General features: G+C 41.9%; 10 protein-coding genes. 5 read left to right on the plus strand and 5 right to left on the minus strand.

What is annotated here, in order from left to right; genetic code table 11:
* Positions 1-169 precede the first annotated feature (169 nt).
* From HUN01_RS06075 to HUN01_RS06090, 4 genes are all read left to right on the plus strand, one after another.
* Entirely contained in the window at positions 170-661 is a 492-nt protein-coding gene (locus tag HUN01_RS06075) for a GNAT family N-acetyltransferase (protein WP_181930516.1), read from the plus strand.
* A gap of 168 nt (positions 662-829) precedes the next feature.
* The gene (locus tag HUN01_RS06080) at positions 830-1,426 is read left to right on the plus strand and encodes a cytochrome b/b6 domain-containing protein (protein ID WP_181930517.1); all 597 of its coding nucleotides are present in this window, start codon (positions 830-832) and stop codon (positions 1,424-1,426) included.
* A 94-nt stretch (positions 1,427-1,520) separates the two neighbouring features.
* Positions 1,521-2,954, plus strand: coding sequence for a bifunctional orotidine-5'-phosphate decarboxylase/orotate phosphoribosyltransferase (locus tag HUN01_RS06085; protein WP_181932579.1), 1,434 nt, complete (start codon positions 1,521-1,523; stop codon positions 2,952-2,954).
* Positions 2,955-3,249: 295 nt separating this feature from the next.
* Positions 3,250-4,350, plus strand: a complete 1,101-nt coding sequence (locus tag HUN01_RS06090) for an AI-2E family transporter (RefSeq protein WP_181930518.1) — start codon at positions 3,250-3,252, stop codon at positions 4,348-4,350.
* Between the two features lie 69 nt (positions 4,351-4,419).
* Here HUN01_RS06090 and HUN01_RS06095 read toward each other — a convergent pair whose 3' ends face one another.
* From HUN01_RS06095 to HUN01_RS06110, 4 genes are all read right to left on the minus strand, one after another.
* Positions 4,420-5,931 (minus strand): pentapeptide repeat-containing protein, encoded by a 1,512-nt coding sequence (locus HUN01_RS06095; protein ID WP_181930519.1) that lies wholly within the window; start codon positions 5,929-5,931, stop codon positions 4,420-4,422.
* A 20-nt stretch (positions 5,932-5,951) separates the two neighbouring features.
* Entirely contained in the window at positions 5,952-7,988 is a 2,037-nt protein-coding gene (locus HUN01_RS06100; RefSeq protein ID WP_181930520.1) for a glycosyltransferase, read from the minus strand.
* A gap of 472 nt (positions 7,989-8,460) precedes the next feature.
* On the minus strand, positions 8,461-9,780 hold the full coding sequence (locus HUN01_RS06105) for a calcium-binding protein (RefSeq protein WP_181930521.1): 1,320 nt from the start codon (positions 9,778-9,780) through the stop codon (positions 8,461-8,463).
* A gap of 2,350 nt (positions 9,781-12,130) precedes the next feature.
* Positions 12,131-14,584, minus strand: coding sequence for an ATP-dependent Clp protease ATP-binding subunit (locus HUN01_RS06110; RefSeq protein WP_181932580.1), 2,454 nt, complete (start codon positions 14,582-14,584; stop codon positions 12,131-12,133).
* 328 nt (positions 14,585-14,912) lie between these two features.
* Between HUN01_RS06110 and HUN01_RS06115 the strand changes: the two genes are divergently transcribed.
* Entirely contained in the window at positions 14,913-15,209 is a 297-nt protein-coding gene (locus HUN01_RS06115; protein WP_181930522.1) for a DUF3288 family protein, read from the plus strand.
* Between the two features lie 245 nt (positions 15,210-15,454).
* Here HUN01_RS06115 and HUN01_RS06120 read toward each other — a convergent pair whose 3' ends face one another.
* Positions 15,455-16,921: an MlaD family protein gene (locus HUN01_RS06120; RefSeq protein WP_181930523.1), complete on the minus strand. Its 1,467-nt coding sequence runs from the start codon at positions 16,919-16,921 to the stop codon at positions 15,455-15,457.
* Between the last annotated feature and the right edge of the window lie 61 nt (positions 16,922-16,982).

Genomic DNA, 16,982 nt, shown 5'->3' on the forward strand with positions numbered 1-16,982 from the left:
TATTATTGGAAAGAAATATTTTTATTAGCCTCAATACCATTGAGTAACTTAAAAGATAATGTCATTCTTCCATTCGGGATTAGTCTCGTCGAGTTATACTGAGCGCATCTCAAAGTTAGGGTGAGGGTAGTACAAACATCAGAGTAAAGTAATGTTCACCTTTAACCTCATGAATGAGAGTAATGCACACGCTTTCCTAAGTTGGCGATACGAGCCGCTCTATGATTTATATAACTACTCAGAGCCAGAAGCTAATCTACTACAACATATTCTGCACCCCCAGAACACCTTTTACAGTATTCTGGATGAGAATGGCGAGTTGGTAGCTTACTGTTCTTTTGGACAAGATGGACAGGTAAGTGGTGGTGATTACCATGAGCAGGCGTTGGATATTGGTATGGGGATTCGCCCTGACTTGACCGGACGAGGAAAAGGCGCTGAGTATGCCAATGCCGTATTGGAATTTGCAGATAGTTTATTTCAGCCAAAAGCTTTTCGGGTAACAATTGCGGCATTCAACAAGCGTGCGATACGGGTATGGCAGAAATTGGGATTCAAGCATCAGCAATCCTTTGAGCGAGGAAGTGATGGAATGCAATTTATCGTGTTGTTACGAGCAGACTGCTGTAAGACATCGCCCAATTTGGAAAATTTAGCTTAGAACAACCCTAGCTATACCTAAACTGACAGTTAAAACAGCAGATGGTAGACCATCAATGTCAGAATACTGGATCTAATGATGGGAAAATAAAGCTAAGTTAACCATCCTCAAACTTGCTAGGCTATTTAACCAAGACAGGTAAACAGCGAATTTTATCAATCAAAATTTATGAATTCGACCGTTCCTTCTCAAACTCGAAAGCCACCCACTCAAGCAATAGGAGCCAAAATTTTCCACTGGTGTAACATCATTAGTCTATTTATCATGCTCACCAGTGGACTACAAATTTACAACGCCAACCCTGTTTTTGGTGGACGTGCAGGTTTGCACATTCCTCCGATATTTACTTTAGGAGGTTGGCTTGCAGGAGGTAGACACTGGCATTTTGCAGCAATGTGGCTATTCTCCCTAAATCTCTTGTGGTATGGAATTTACATTTTAATTACCCGGCGTTGGCGACATCGGTTTGTCGGTGCTAATGACTTCAAAGCATTACAAAAAACTCAAAATTCTAAGCGTCTAATTTATGCTTGGCATCGGATTGCATATACAGCAATTATTCCTATTTTGCTGCTGGCCTTATTTACAGGAATAGGAATGTATAAACCTGCTCAGTTTCCCTGGATAGTGGATTTGTTTGGCAATTGGCAAGCATTGCGAATCGTTCACTTTGCCTCAGTACCGCTGGTTATCTTATTTGCAGTGATTCACTCTCGATTAGGGCAAAAAGCTGGAGGCACTCAACTAACAGAATCAATGTTTTAGTAAAAAAACTCTGGTCATGGAGATAAATAGACGCGGGTACTAATAACCAATGACCAACGACAAATGACAAATGACTCTTTTTTATTTAAAAAATATGAACTTTTTTGATAAATTGAATGGAAATATCTTGCAAAATCAAAGCTTACTATTTGTAGGACTTGATCCAAATCCAGAGATGATGCCTGTGCGGTATGAATCTGAAGAACTCATCGCTGGTTTGGAGAAGTGGTTACAATTCATTATTGCTGAAACTGCTGATTTCGTTTGTGCTTATAAACCAACACTTGGCTTTTACGAAGCGTTAGGTATTCCAGGTTTAGAACTGCTGTACAAAACTTTAGCAGCTATTCCAGCCCACATCCCAGTTATTTTAGATGCCAAACACAGTGACTTAAATACTAGTACTATTTTTGCTCGGACTGTGTTTACAGAATGGCAGGTAGATGCAATCACTCTCAGTCCCTACACAGGACAAGATCATGTAGCACCTTTTTTGGTCTATCCTGATAAAGCGGTATTTATCTTATGCTGTACTTCTAATCCAGGTGCAGAAGCTTTACAGCAATATCCTACAAATGAATCACCTCTTTATTTACAGGTGGTAAAAGAATCAAAAACTTGGGGAACTCCAGAACAATTGGGTTTGGAAGTGGGAACTACAAATCCTGAAGTTTTAGGACTTATTCGAGCGATCGCGCCGGAACGAATTATTATGGCGCGTAGCATCTGGGCAGAGGGTCAAAGCCTGAAGCAAATTTTAGAAGTAGGCTTGAATGCTAACGGTGATGGTTTGCTGATTCCTGTTCCTCAAGATATGTTGGGAAACACACAATTATCTGAGCAAATCCAGTCTCTACGTGCAGAAATTAATCAAATAAAAGCTGAAATTATTCACGAAAATTCCACATGTTCTGTGTGGTTTCCTGATGTTTGTTTACTCAATCAGCATCCCCACCAGGATTTGATTTTACAACTTTATGATATTGACTGCATTATGTTTGGCAGCTTTGTCCAAGCATCGGGAGCTATATTTCCTTATTACATCGACTTACGCAAAATTATTTCCAATCCTCAAGTTTTTAATCAAGTTCTCACAGCTTATGAGGATATTTTGAAAAACCTGAATTTTGATAGGTTAGCAGGTATTCCTTATGGTTCTTTACCTACTGCGACTGGTTTAGCTTTGCGCCTTCATTGTCCAATGATTTTCCCTCGTAAAGAGGTAAAGGCACACGGAACGCGGAGAGTAATTGAAGGTAACTTTCACCCTGGTGAAACAGTTGTAGTAGTTGACGATATTCTCATCAGTGGCAAAAGTGTCATGGAAGGGGCAGGAAAGTTAGAATCAGCAGGATTAAATGTTAATGATATTGTAGTATTTATCGACCATGAACAAGGGGTAAAAGCTAGATTACAGCAAAATGGTTATCGGAGTCATGCGGTTTTAACTATTTCAGAAATTACTAATACTCTGTATCAAGCAGGGCGAATAAATGAGGAGCAATTTTTAGCTTTTGCTGAAAGTTAAAATTTGGAATAGTAGGGAATGGGAAATATTTTTCTTATCGAACAGAATTCAGGAGTCAGGAGTCAGAATACAGGAAAGGTATTCTGTATGACTGGCGGATAGCGCAGCGTTAGCGAGTCCGCGTTCGCTTTTAGCGTCTCGTAGAGAGCGTCTTGATTCTGACCGGAGGCGGAGCGTCTCCGGCTCCGTTCCTGAATTCTGACTCCTGAATTCTTCTTCAACTATTTCCCCTTGTGCATATTTAGTTCTCAGGTTCAATGTAGAAATTAGAATAATTTTGATTTTAAAATCAACTATGAATTTTTCACTGAATCAACTACTTAGATGGTTAATTTTTACGCTACTATTTCCTCTAGCTTTTCTTAATGGTTGGCTAGTATTTTTACTCGTTAAAAATTTTCAACCTGTCGTCACAATTCTTGTCTTGGCTACTTTGCTGGCATTCGTTTTAAACTATCCTGTTTCAATTATCCAAAAGCGAGGACTTAAACGTGGCTATGCAGTAGCGTTAGTTTTTATATCAGCATTGATAATTATCGTTGCTCTGGGTATCACTTTACTGCCCATTATTTTAGAGCAGTTTAATGAGATGGTTAAAGTCTTTCCCCAATGGATTGATTCTAGCGAAGAAAAACTTCAGATTGTAAATGAATGGTTTTTTAGACATAGAATAAATGTGAATTTAAGTCAGTTATTAGTGCAAATTAATGACCAATTACCCAATGAATTAGAGTTTATTTCAGATAAACTTTTAAGCATTATTATAGATACAATTGATAGTGTTTCTGAGGCGTTAATCATAGTAGTGCTGACTTTTTACCTGTTGTTAGATGGCCCAAGAATTTGGGAGGGTATATTTAAGAAGTTACCTGGAAGTCTAGCTCAACAGGTAAGCCAGTCTATTCAGCAAAACTTCCAAAATTATTTGATTGGTCAGGGAACTTTAGCTTTGCTGATGGGTGTTTCAATAACATTATTGTTTTTAGGTTTTCAAGTCCAGTTTGCTTTACTTTTTGGTTTGGGAGTTGGGCTTTTGAGCTTAATTCCCTTTGGTGATGTCGTCAGTCTTGTTGTAATAACTTTCATCATAGCCACACATAACTTTTGGTTAGCAGTAAAGGTTTTTGCGGTAGCTGTTGTCATTGACCAGTTAATTGATCAGGCGATCGCACCACGTCTTTTAGGTAAATTTACTGGTATTCGACCAATATGGGTGTTAATTGCTTTGCTTGTCGGAACAAATGTTGGTGGAGTCTTAGGTTTGGTAATAGCAGTACCTGTAGCTGGTTTTCTCAAAGATGTAGCAGATGGGTTTTCTAAATCTAGTGATTCCGATAATGCTGTTAATGGTGAAGCAGCATCAGAATTGTTGGCAGAAGAATCAATCTCGCCATGAGTCGATCTTTTTTTGGCGAAGGTATTACAAAAACCTGAGCCTATTTTATCGACTCAGGTTTCCATAAGCTTACGAGAACTGGAAGACAGAACTGTTGCTTGGATCAATATTTGTACTAATGTCAGCTTGGGTAAAGGTAGTACCAAAAAGGGTGAATAACAACTGTCCAGTACCAAAATTTGCATTGTTCACGATGCCATCTCCTAATCGGAACTGACTATTACCGTTGACAATACGCACATCTATTGCAGCAATACCACCGAAAGAAAGGATATCTCCCCCTGCTCCTGTTACAAATTCGTTGATTCGGTCTTGACCATCACCCAAGTTATAGCGAATGGTATCACTGCCATTCCCTCCAGTAAGTGTGTCATTGCCAGCGCCACCATTGAGGTAGTCATTACCTGCACCACCGGTGAGATTGTCAGCACCAGCACCACCAAACAAGGTGTCATTTCCGCCACCACCAAATAGAGAATCAGCGCCTAAACCGCCGTCTAGATAATCATTCCCTGCATTACCAATTAAGGTGTCATTCCCAGCAAAGCCAAAGAGATTATCGTTGTTGCTGGTTCCGGTGAGGGTGTTGTTAAATTCATCTCCAATATCTAGACCAATTGCATCATCTGCGATCGCACCAGTAAGATCCGCTCCCACGAAAATGGCATCGGTAAAGTCCCCTTTAGACAGATTAGCGTTCCTCAAGTTGGCATCCGTGAAATTTGCACCAACGGCAAGTCCATTAAAAAAAAGACCTTCTGCGTTGGCTTGGGTAAAGTTAGCTCCACTCAAATCAGTATCAGCAAAGTCAGCCCCACTCAAGTTTGTTACTGTAACATTGCCATTGGCATCTATGAAGGAACTAAAATCAGCACCAGTTAAAATCAAATCTTCTGCGGAAACGTTGCTGAAATTCGCGCCACGAAATTTAACATTACCTGACTGTGTTGGATTTAGTAGTTCTACATCACTGATGGAGAGATCACTGAAATTAGCCAGATCAAAAATAGAGTTTTGTAAGGTAAAATCGGTCAAGTTTGTCAGACGAAAGTCAGCCCCCGTTGCATCGACGTTGACCAAAATAGTACTATCCAACTCAGCCTCTAGAAAGCTGGCATTCACGAGCGTTGCACCTGTAAAGTCAGCGGCTTTTAGCTTCGCCTTAAATAAATCGGCTCCCGTGAAGTTAGCACCTCTCAGGTTGGGGCGCTCAGATTGTTCACCACTGAGATTAGCTTCCCGCAAATTAGCATTAGTCAGGTTAGCGTTTGATAGATTGATGAATTTCGTGTTAATCAGCGACAGATTAGCCTGTCTCAAATTGGCTCCACTGAAATTGACATTTTCTAATGTCACCTTGAACAAATTAGCTGGTTGAGAAAAGTTATTATTAGGGGCAAAAATTGCACCAGATGCATTTACGTTAAATAGCTTTGCTTCTTCAAAGTTAGTGCCTCGCAGCCCTGTATTGACGAATTGAACATTTGTAAGGGTAGCTTTGAAAAAATTGGAGCCATTTAAGTTTTGACCGTTAAAATTGTTTCCGACTAGGCTCTGTTCACTAAAGTTGAAAGCTGTCATATTATGCTCCTTAAAAAAAATTAAGCTGGTTTTTGGACTTCAACTTGTTGTTGAAAAGTCTGTTGTTGTAGTTGCTCTTGTAACCAAGAAGAGAAAAGTTCGTTGAGCAACCGTTGCTGCATAGGTTCGTTAAGTTGGGCTGGTATGAGCTTTTCCAACCGCACGATTACCCACCAATCTCCGATGTGGGTTGGTGGCGATACCTGCTCTGGTTGGCTGATGGCGAGGATTCGGGCTAGTTTGGGATGGGGTGTACTCAATGCAACTGGCCCCACTAAGCCACCAGCCTGAGCTTCTCCACCTTGAGAGTATTGCCTTGCAATTTCAGCAAAGGACTGTTCACCTTCTACAAGACGGAAGTAAAGTTCTTGAGCAACAGCCGCATCCCGAAGGCGAATTAAAGAGTAGATAACATGATCAAGTTTTGGCTTGAGTTTGTAAAAGTGGGAGTCTAATTTACTACCCCAAGTGGCTTGTTTAAACTTTTCAATTCTCAGGTTGCGGGTTGCTAAATCTAAAAATTGTGTTTCAGTCATATTCTGCTGCCGCAACCAATTTTGACGTTCAGCTTCTGATGTCAATTGATGCTGTTTGCACAAGTCTTGGTAACACTTGGCTTCTTCTTCTGGTGTGCAGCTAAAGGGTGTAATTACTTCATCAATCAAAAGTTCTTCCTGGAGCTTTGATAGCAGTTGGTATCGATTCAAGAGAGGGATAATATCTTGAGTTGTTACCGTCTGGTTATGCACTTGTAAGAGTGTTGTTGATGAATTTGAGTGATTATCTTGAGTCGTGGTAATCAGTTCTAACTGAGCTTTTTTATGTAGAGAAATTAGATTACTGCTCTGATTTTCTTGCTGTTGTATCCATTGCAGATGTTGGGGTAATAACTGCGACAAGTTATAGCGCTCTAAGATTGTTTCCCTGGCTTTGACCCTAATTGAGGCCATTTTGTCTGGATGGGTGAGTGCTTCTGTAATGCGATCGCAAATTTCCTGGGGTGAAAAAAAGTCTACCAACAGACCATTAACACCATCTTGGATCACCTCAGTTACGGGAGCAGTTTTGGCAGCTACCAACAAACAACCTACAGATAAAGCTTCCAACATTGACCACGACAAGACAAAGGGACGAGTGAGATAAACATGGACAGAAGAAGCTTGGAGAACTTGCAGGTATTCAGAATAAGGTAGCCAACCTGTAAAGTGAACTCTGCTCAGGTCAAGATCATATTTTTCCAGCATCACCTCTTTGTAGGTTTTACCATCAGGTAGTTGTTTGCCGTAAGCTACACGGTTTTCTCCCACAATTACGACATGGCAATGCGGACGTTGTTGTTGGAGTAAAGCTACCGCCTCGATAAACTGGGGAAATCCCCGATAAGGCTCCATACCCCGCGCTACATAAGTGACGATTTCTTTGGCGTGAGAAAGGTCTAGATTGATGCGTGGGAGAATTAATTTTGCTCCCGGTTTGGGGCAAAAGAATTCTGTGTCAATGCCATCATGAAGGACATTGATTTTATTGTGATATTCCGAGGGAAATTGCTGACGCTGCCAATAGGTGGGAGAAAGACCGCGATCGCAACTATATAAATCCTGTAGAATCGGAGCATTTTTAATCCGAATCCGGGCTTTATCGTCAGAAGTTAAGGGTTCGCTGCGATCGAAATCTGCATCGGAGCCATGAGCATGATAAAACCACTCGAAATAGCATAGTAATTTGGCATCGGGAAAAATATCTTTGATGAATAAAGTCGGCCCCCAACCCGAATGACCATAGACAACATCGGGAATAAATTTTTGGGCTTTGAGTTTTTCTGCCAGCCTATAAACACTTTGACCCTGAAGGACAGCATTTTCTAGAGGTCTAACATAGTGATGAGTTTCGGGACGAGCTTCTCGTGTAGGGCTATAAATTACCTTATTAACGCTTGGTAAATTATCTTCCTGACGAGTAGTTCCAAAGAAAACTTGGTTATCTTTGTCTTTGGCTAAAGCAGCAGCTACATTGCGAAATTGGGCAGGAAAATTTGGATGCAGAAATAAAATTCGCATTGCTCTTTGATTATTAGTAGTTCTCCAAGGGAACTTGGTGGGTAAAGAGAAAAGGGTAAAGGTGAATAGCACTAAGAAAAGATAACTGGTTCCCAGCTTCCAGGCTGGGAATCCATTCTGGGAGGCTCTGCCTCCAGTAGCTTGAATTGAGGCAGAGCCTCTTTTAAATACATTCCCAGCCTCCAGGCTGGGAACGAGACGACACAAGCTTTTGGGCTTTTCTTAGTGCCATTCGGTAAAGGTGTTTCATCTCTTTCCCCAATCTTCACCCTGCATTTTTGGGTTGGCAGACTATTAGTCTCCTGCCGTCTTCAACTATAAAGACAGCAGGAGAGATAAAATTGAAACAATCAACCCCAAAAGTGGCTCAGTACGTTATCGTGACGCTGCGGCTGCTTTGTTGATTTTCTGGGTACTATCAGGTGTGTGCTACTTGGCTGGTACCCAAGTACACCGCCTGGTTGCCCATTTCTTACGATAGAAAATCGAACTCTGTGATCAGTGCAGGAGCCACGTTAATTACGGTCGCTAACAGTTCGCCAGTTTCAGCAATGGAAATCCGACTACTAGCTTGACCATTAATAACAACACGGCTGATTGTGAGTTCCTCAAACGGTAAGTCAACCTGGAAGAAATCTACACCATCCTGGAAGTCAGTGATAATGTCGCCTACAGGAGCAGGTACAGGTGGTTCGCCGGGATCTGGTACTTCAAACCCTACTTCTTCCAACACAAATATGTCAGTACCCGCACCGCCAGTCAGGGTGTCGCGTGCGGCTTGACCTTCTTCGGCGTCTTGTCCACCGAAGAGGGTGTCATTGCCAGCACCGCCTACAAGGCTATCAACTCCTGTTCCACCATTAAGATTGTCATCACCACCTTGACCCAGCAGGGTATCATCGCCAGAACCGCCCACTAGGGTGTCAAAACCATTCCCGCCTAAAAGGGAGTCGTCGCCGTCAAATTCTTCGGGCCCACCTTCTAAGAAGTCAGCTTCAGCGCCGCCTTGGAGAGTGTCATCGCCAAGACCACCATTTAGGGTGCTACTGCCAAGACCACCATTGAGGCTGTCATTGCCATCCCCACCATCGAGGGTGTCAAAACCATCCCCACCTAAGAGGATGTCATCACCACCTAAACCATCGAGGAAGTCATCGCCGATTCCGCCATCGAGGTAGTCATTGCCACCACCACTTAAGCTATCAGCATCGCCTTGGAGAGTGTCGTTACCATCTCCACCAAAAAGGGTATCAGCGCCAGCCACACCCAAAGTGTCATCACCGATAAGGAAATCATCACCGCCGAAACCATCGAGGAAATCATTGCCAGCGCCGCCATCAAGGGTATCACCCTCTATAAAGCTGTCACTGCCAATCAGGGAGTCAGCGCCTGCACCACCGTTGAGATTGCTCTTACCGAAACTGTTATTAGCAGTTGTCAGAGTGTCATTACCAGCTCCGCCGAACAGAGTATCCTCAAAGCCACCAAAGAGCAAGTCATTACCAGCGCCGCCATCGAGGAAGTTTTTCTCATCAAGAACATCGTCCTCACTCTGCCCACCATAGAGGGTGTCATTACCGCCCTCACCAAAGAGGGAGTCCTCGCCAGCATCGCCAAATAGTCTGTCGGCACCGGCTCCACCAAACAGAGTATCCTTATCTTCCCCGCCTCGAATGAGGTCATTCCCACCTGATCCCAATAACAGATCATCACCAGCAAAGCCACGAATCGTGTCAGCTGCACTGGTACCTTGAAGGGTATCGGAATCGGGTGTTCCATTTCTAATTGCCATAAATTAATCCTTGCTTTTGGGTTTAAAAAAAGTATTTGGCTTGTTTACAACTAAGTTAGTTGTTTTAATTCTCATCACTCCCCCTCTCCCAAGTTTGGGAGAGGGGCGATTAAGAAATGATGAGAAGATATTGGAAGAGATCATCAAATTTACACTGCATAGCTACATGATTAAGCATTTGCAAATCACATCCTTTGTTTGAATTGCTTGAACAATCACAATCTCATTCGTGAATCATTAATAGCTGTGTATTTTTGGTAATACCAAATTGTCAGAGATATTATTTTGTTTGCAAAATAATATTCCTGGCTCACCTAATGTTTACCAGAGATTTCATTGCCTTCATTTAATGTTGTAAATGAAGTTATAAAAAAATATCTTTGGCAACTTGGTATAATGCGGCATCACAAAAATGGACAGTTGTAGCTTCTGCTAACAATTAGAAGCAACAATGACCACAATTCAAATATGATGCGATCGCACACCTTAACTGATCACCTTCTTAAAGTTAAGTTTCACTAACCAGAACTCCCATTTTGGATGAGGTAAAGGTAAAGGTTATGATTTCGACTTTAGGTAAATAGGTCTTTTAACCTTTGTTTTCAAAAGAAATCAAAGTGTGCGTCAACCTTATTTGGTGATGCGTATTCTGTGTAGGACATATACTCGTTGGCAACTTAGCCACAATAGTAAATCATGACCGCACAGTTATTTGATTAGCCTGATTCATTTCAAAATCCGAATTTACATGATTACGTTTTTCCAGTTAGCTTATAAATCGATACACCACTGAACACTAGCCGATAGCCGATAGCCGAGATCGATATACACACTGAACACTAGCCGATAGCCGAGATTGATAATGAGAACTGTAGGGCTTTTAATAAAATCACTATCAGACAATAATGATCTTTTGCATTAATAGCTGCACGAACACTCTTATGCAAGCAAGAAAAGCTGCTGACTTTTCTCCAAGTACCAGAATTTTCACTCCGAAGTTTCAAAAACTTCTTAATCTGTAAAAACTTCTGACTACATCTGATGATATTTATGACAATGGATTAGTAAGCACAATCAAATTTTCATCCATGTTACATATATTTATATAGTAAGTTATTTCTGTCAATATAGGTATATAAAGTTATGTCTAAAGACAGAGAACAGAACTATTTAGTAACTTTTTTGCAGCATTTTATACTAGTTTTTAAACACATTTTTTCTTTTTGAAGAGTAAAATAGTCACATAAATCTTGCCGAAATCGACGAAACTAAATGCGTGTTTAGCTATTAAGTAAAATGACAATCCATACAGAGGGTGACAAGATGGTAAAAATTGTTTCCCAAAAAACCACATGGCTTTTTATTAGTTAAAATTTTTACTTAATAACAAAAAATCTACGTTTAGGTTTTCTCTATGTCAACTTTGGTAAGTGGTGACGTTATTACTCAATAGATGTTGATGGATTTTGCTTAACTTCAATATATTCTCAAATTTATGGTGAAAATGCAAGGACAGATAAGACACTTAAACAGCTAGTTATCACGAAATAAATAGGAGGGTACGAATAAACATAAGTATAATAAAGATTAGGTAAACGACGCTAAAAGCCTATTCACCAATGGTTTGAATCTTTTACTTCTATCTTGTTTTAACGACAAATATTTTTTTAACATCTTGAAAAGAAACAAAGATTTCGTAAATTAGTGGTCAATTGCAAGTTTAAATAGTCTATTATTTTATTTTTTGAGATTAAAATAAGGGCTAAAGATTACTTTATTAAGCTAATTAGGCGGACAGTATATAAGTGGTCAAATTTATAGCACGTTAATGCAGGAGTCTTGAGAGGATGTTTGAAAAGTCCTCTTTTTAGTCATCAAAACATTCTAGATCCCCCTAAATCCCCCTTAAAAAGGGGGAATTTGATTCAGGTTCCCCCCTTTTCAAGGGGGGTTAGGGGGGATCTATAAGTGCCTAAAGTCACAGCAAAATACTTTTAAAACAACCTCTGAGAACTAACTGTATTGTCCCCGTGTGTTGTTGTATCCAAAAAAATTACTTGAAGAAGAATGCAGAATTCAGAATTCAGAATCAAGACGCTCGTTCACCCTTGGCGTGCCGTAGGCAAGACTAGCTAACGCTACGCTATCCGCTTTTTCGGTCAGAATTCAGAATGACTCCTGACTCCTGAATTCTGTTCGATAAAAAAGCCCCCGGTATTTCTACCAGGGGTGAAAGATATAATACCATTTCACTTTATGTTTGTCGGAGATGCCCCTGCTTGTGCCTCTACTTAGATGAGAGGCTAGAGTATTTCTCAAATATTACAACAAAAAGTGATCGGGTATAAAATTAGCCAACATTTGCTAAGAGTAATTCTCGTTTTTCTAATTTTTGCACTCTCACCTTAGAGTCATCATCAACATCGACAAGCGCTGTGTCTCCATCTGTAATTTCACCTGACAGCATTGCTTCAGCGAGAGAATCTTCTAAAAGGCGCATAATTGCCCGACGTAATGGCCTAGCACCATAACTAGGGTTGTAGCCTTCTTGTACTACAAGCTCTTTGAAGCGATCGCTAACTTCTAAGATAATTCCCTTTTCTGTCAAGCGCTTAGAAACTTCACGAAGCATAATTTCAGCAATTTGCTTCACTTCATCCCTAGAAAGCTGGGTGAAGACGATAATCTCATCGAGACGGTTAAGGAACTCTGGACGGAAGTAAGCTTTCAATTCCTCATTTACCAAGGTGCGGATGCGGTTATAACTAGCGTCGGCTTGAGTATCAAAGTCAAAGCCTAAACCACTACCACCTTTTTCAATCACCTTGGAACCGATGTTGGAAGTCAAAATGATCAGCGTGTTCTTGAAGTCAACTTTCCGACCTTTGGCATCGGTAAGGTGGCCGTCATCCAAGAGTTGCAGCAGCATATTGAATACATCGGGGTGTGCTTTTTCGATTTCGTCGAATAGCAACACTGAGTAGGGTTTCCGCCGCACGGCTTCTGTAAGTTGTCCGCCTTCGTCGTATCCGACATAGCCAGGAGGCGAACCAATTAACTTGGCGACGGTGTGGCTTTCCATGTATTCCGACATATCTAGCCGAATCATCGAGTCTTCCGCACCAAAGAAGTAGGAAGCTAGTGCCTTCGCCAATTCTGTTTTACCGACTCCAGTCGGGCCAGAGAAGATAAAGCTAGCAATGGGACGATTGGGATTTTTCAGTCCGACACGGGCGCGACGGATACCGCGAGATACAGCCGAGACTGCTTGCTCTTGACCGATAAGCCGCTGATGCAGAGTGTCTTCTAGGTGCAGGAGCAACTCTGACTCAGATTCAGTGAGTTTGTTGACTGGTACGCCAGTCCAAGAGGCAACGATTTGGGCGATGTCTTCTTCGTCAACTACAGTCGAGTTGACAGGTTGCTCGGTTGGTGTGAAGGTTGCTTGCAATTGTTCTGCAAGTTTTAATTCTTGGTCGCGCAGTTGTATAGCTTTGTCAAAATCTTGGACTCTGACTGCTGCTTCTTTTTCTTTGGTAACGCCAGCGAGTTCACGCTTGAGTTCTTTGTTAGGAGAACTTTGAGAGTTCCGCAGACGAACGCGAGAACCAGCTTCATCAATCAAGTCTATTGCCTTATCTGGCAAAAAGCGATCGCTAATATAGCGATCTGATAATTCTGCTGCTGCCACAAGTGCCGCATCCAAAATCGTGACTTTGTGGTGTTGTTCATAAGCACCGCGCAAGCCGTAAAGAATTTGTACGGTTTCCTCTACTGAGGGTTCCCCAACCTTAATCGGTTGGAAACGACGCTCTAGGGCGGCATCGCGCTCGATGTGCTTCCGATACTCATCAAGGGTAGTTGCGCCGATGCACTGGAGTTCACCTCGTGCTAAGGCAGGTTTAAGGATGTTGGCTGCATCCAAGCCACCTTCTGTACCACCAGCGCCGACCAAGGTGTGAATTTCGTCAATCACCAAGATGATATTGCCCACAGTGCGGACTTCTTCCACGACTTTTTTGATGCGTTCTTCAAAATCGCCACGGAAACGAGTTCCAGCTACCAATGACCCCATATCGAGGCTGATAACTTGCTTGTCCTGTAAGGTTTCGGGAACATCCTGGTTGACAATCCGTTGAGCTAGACCTTCTGCGATCGCAGTTTTACCAACTCCTGGTTCTCCAATCAACACTGGGTTATTCTTAGTCCGGCGACCGAGAATTTGGATTGCCCGCTCAATTTCTTTCTCGCGGCCAACTACAGGGTCGAGTCTGCCTTCTTGGGCTAATTTGGTCAAATTTCTGCCAAATTCTTCCATAGTTAGCGGTTGAGTGCGCTTTTGACTACCACTACCAGCGAAAGCCGGTGCATTTTCACCCAAACGGCGAACTATGGCACTGCGGACAGCCTTGAAGTCAACCCCTAGATTTTGCAGTACTTTGGCGGCGACACCTTCACCAGCCTCGGTTAATCCTAAGAGTAAGTGTTCAGTGTTAATGTAATTCTGTCCTAGACTATGAGCTTCTTTAAACGATTGCTCGAAGAGGCTTTTCACCTTAGGAGTAAAAGGAATTTCTGGTGGTACAAAGCCAGAACCCCTACCAATAATTTTTTCTACCTCGCGACGTGCGTCTTTGAGGGTAACGCCTAATTCAGCCAGCACTTTAGCAGCAACCCCAGTTCCTTCTCCCATCAAACCCAGGAGAATTTGTTCAGTTCCTACGAAATTGTGTCCCAGGCGACGTGCTTCCTCCTGAGCTAACATAATTACTCTAATGGCTTCGGAAGTGAAGTGTTCAAACATAATGGGTTCTTGCTCCCTCGCTGCTTGGACTTTGGGTGAGATAAATTCACCCTCATCTAAAGTTTTTTGTATTTTCTTAAGGACTAATGTAACTTTATTTAAAGTTAAGTGGCAGTGTTGAGAGCCGTAAGACATCAGGTGTACTTGCCGTCTACTAGGAGTGCTGAGTACTTAGTAGTGAGTGCTGAGTGGAGTATGTAGGAAGTCAAGAGTTACAAAGTTGACAGTTAAGTTTTCGGTATTTGACAATTTTCTTTTGTCTGTCCTGTTTTTCACTGTCAGCTAAACTTAAAACTCAGGACTTAGCACTCTAAACTCAGGACTGACAATGACTGAAGCAAAGGCAGGTAAAGATCAACAACATCCACTTTATAACCGCGATCGCCCCCTTATTGATATTTTACTCGCTCAAGAGGCGACAGACTATAACTTAGCAGAATTGGCTAGACTGCGAATGCGTTATCAAGGGTTTCCAGGGGCGAGAGACATCCAAAAAGACCTAGATAAAGTCTTGCAGCAGTGGGGTTTGAGCGAAGCCGAGCTTTTTGAGAAAACTCGTCAAATTCACGATTTGGGGGGAATTTACAAAAGTCGCGGTAAGAAGGATGAACAGGATTGGAATTAATGATGGGGAATGGGGAATGGGGAATGGGGAATGGGGAATGGGGAATGGGGAATAGGGCAGGGGGCAGAAGTTTTTTAATTTTTAATTGATTTATATCTACTCTCAACTGGAATGGCGATCGCTAATTCTGGAGATTTTGTTACAAAAGTTGCCGCCCAGATCCCCAACTTCTTGAAGAAGTCGGGGATCTAAATCCAGCTTAAGTAATTGGTATTCCACCCTGCTAGCTAAATCTGCAAAATATTTTACTTAAAATTGTCAACTTGTATTGCCTCTTCCCCTGTCTCCAGTTGCTCCCGTTGCTTGCCATACTCCCGCAGCTGCTTCAAAAGGTTTTCTTGGGATGAGTTAGGGATAGATGGATTAAGGTTTGCTTCAAGGTTGGTGTCGATATTTCCAAAATTAGCCGGTGAGGGATTAATCACGTAAACGGGTAAGGACTTGTCATTAAACGTCGCCTGTTGGGTTGGTGCTGGGGTAGAAATTAGATTCTTTGGTTTGCTCACAGCAGCTTTTACAGAATCTAGAGTAGTAGCAACTTGCACTTGCTGCTGCATCTGTTGTGTAGAAGAGACTAAACCACTTAAACCATTTACCAATTGCCGCAGATTGTTTCGGAAATTAGGATCACCTGTCAATTCATCTAAATCAGATGTAATCTTTTGGGTATTTTCAAAGGTTACTCGTGCTGAATCTAAGGTTTGTTGCAGCAGCACCGCATTCTTTGGATCATTTAAAGTTTGAGAAGCATCGCGTAAATTAGCTGAGGCTTGCGCTGCATTTGCTGAAAGAGTTTCTAAATTGTTGAGTAATTCACCTTGAGTCAATCGATTCACAGATGGTGATAAGGTACTGACTGTAACACGCAGTTGGTTGCTAGTTTCGGTGATATTGTTCAAAGCACCAACCAGCGCCGAACGATTTGTTGTCAACAGATTATCCAAGTTGTTCAGCAAACGGTTTGCTTGAGTTGCAGTTGCACCAAATTTATTTACTGTTTGATTCGCGGATGTATTAAGTTGGTTTGTCGCCCGTTGCACTGAATTAGCCGTGGCGGAAAAGGTAGTAAGTTGTTGTTGTAAACTTTTGGTTAAACCTTGTAAATCCTGACTTAGCTCAGTAAAACTGGATGCTGCACCTGTGGTACTTTCTAGAACCCTATTAATATTTCTATAAAATTTTGGGTCATTGTATACAGCAGCTAGCTCAGTTGAACTGCGAATGAGTGCATCAACACTGATACCAACCTGACCTTTTAACCGAGAGCCATTACAGACTATGAGACTGGTATCACAACTTTTATCTAGGGGTTTAGCAGTCACGACCCCAGAAGGTAAGGTTGTTCTTGGTGTGATATCGATAATACTTTCGCTAATTAACCCGCTTTGATTAGCTTCCACTACTACATTCCGGGGGATAATTAGGTCAGTTTGGGCAATTTCAATCTCTACATCGATGGCATTTGGCCCTGGTCTAACCTGGGAAATAGTTCCTACCTTAACGCCACGGTAGCGAACTGCTGCTCCCTTTTGCATTCCGCCAGCGTTGGCAAATTCTACAATAATTTTGTATGAACGACCAGCAGCAGTATACCTATTTAACCACAGAAAAAGTAATCCAAATACCCCTAGTCCTAGCAAGAGTAATAACCCCACAGAACCTTCTCTAAATGTTCGCCCAGACGCGAAGCGGCTTGTCATAAGACCTCGCATTTTTTTACCTCCACCAACAACCAACAACCAATTAGGAGTTAAAAGTTAGTAGTGAGGAGTT

This window comes from Nostoc edaphicum CCNP1411 (assembly GCF_014023275.1).
In the GTDB taxonomy this organism is placed as follows: domain Bacteria; phylum Cyanobacteriota; class Cyanobacteriia; order Cyanobacteriales; family Nostocaceae; genus Nostoc; species Nostoc edaphicum_A.

Excerpts from the sequence above, each read along its gene's own strand:
- HUN01_RS06075 (WP_181930516.1), top strand. The coding sequence starts at position 170 with ATGAATGAGAGTAATGCACACGCTTTCCTAAGTTGGCGATACGAGCCG.
- HUN01_RS06080 (WP_181930517.1), top strand. The coding sequence starts at position 830 with ATGAATTCGACCGTTCCTTCTCAAACTCGAAAGCCACCCACTCAAGCA.
- HUN01_RS06085 (WP_181932579.1), top strand. The coding sequence starts at position 1,521 with ATGAACTTTTTTGATAAATTGAATGGAAATATCTTGCAAAATCAAAGC.
- HUN01_RS06090 (WP_181930518.1), top strand. The coding sequence starts at position 3,250 with ATGAATTTTTCACTGAATCAACTACTTAGATGGTTAATTTTTACGCTA.
- HUN01_RS06095 (WP_181930519.1), bottom strand. The coding sequence starts at position 5,931 with ATGACAGCTTTCAACTTTAGTGAACAGAGCCTAGTCGGAAACAATTTT.
- HUN01_RS06100 (WP_181930520.1), bottom strand. The coding sequence starts at position 7,988 with ATGCGAATTTTATTTCTGCATCCAAATTTTCCTGCCCAATTTCGCAAT.
- HUN01_RS06105 (WP_181930521.1), bottom strand. The coding sequence starts at position 9,780 with ATGGCAATTAGAAATGGAACACCCGATTCCGATACCCTTCAAGGTACC.
- HUN01_RS06110 (WP_181932580.1), bottom strand. The coding sequence starts at position 14,584 with ATGTTTGAACACTTCACTTCCGAAGCCATTAGAGTAATTATGTTAGCT.
- HUN01_RS06115 (WP_181930522.1), top strand. The coding sequence starts at position 14,913 with ATGACTGAAGCAAAGGCAGGTAAAGATCAACAACATCCACTTTATAAC.
- HUN01_RS06120 (WP_181930523.1), bottom strand. The coding sequence starts at position 16,921 with ATGCGAGGTCTTATGACAAGCCGCTTCGCGTCTGGGCGAACATTTAGA.